Annotated in this window: 1 protein-coding gene; it reads left to right on the top strand. The window is 68.5% G+C overall.

The features are described from left to right. Positions 1-185: 185 nt before the first annotated feature. The coding region (locus DRV96_RS17870) for a transposase (protein WP_473199545.1) at positions 186-562 on the top strand (377 nt) is incomplete at its 3' end.

Here is a 562-nt window from a genome sequence, read left to right as displayed (position 1 = left end):
CTTCTGGCCGGCGTCGATGCACAGGCCCAGGAAGGCGTGGCGGACATCGCGCAGCACGCCCTGCACGGGCAGCGAGATCTGAACCTGCGCAGCGGTCACGGCCCGCAACGACGACTTCGTGTGAGAGCGTGAGAGTTTTTCGTCCGCTGCCCTCGTGCTGGCATGTCTCTGGCTTGCTGTTGGGCATGAGCGATCCGACGCACCAAGACAGCGTGGCTGGGGTTTTGTTCGAGGACTTGGCGCCCGTCGATGAGCAAGCAGCGCAGGCCGCCGCGCAAGCGCGAGCCGTTGCGCTGCGCGCGCAGCCGCCGCGGCTGCTGCAGCCCAACCGCAAGCAGATCGAACTGCGAGCATCGGACCTGGAGTCGCTGCTGGGCGAGGATCACCGAGCGCGGCTGGTATGGGGCTACGTCGAGCGGCAGGACCTGAGCCGGCTGACCGATGCGATCAAGGCGCGCGGCAGCAACGCCGGACGCGCGGCGATCGACCCGCGCATCCTGTTTGCGCTGTGGCTGTACGCCACGCTCGAAGGCGTGGGCAGTGGACGCGAGCTGGCGCGGCT

The sequence above is a fragment of the Azohydromonas sediminis genome, from assembly GCF_003574675.1.
GTDB lineage: Bacteria > Pseudomonadota > Gammaproteobacteria > Burkholderiales > Burkholderiaceae_C > Calidifontimicrobium > Calidifontimicrobium sediminis.
Note: the sequence above shows the minus strand (reverse complement) of the source record. Positions and strands in the feature narration are given on the sequence as shown.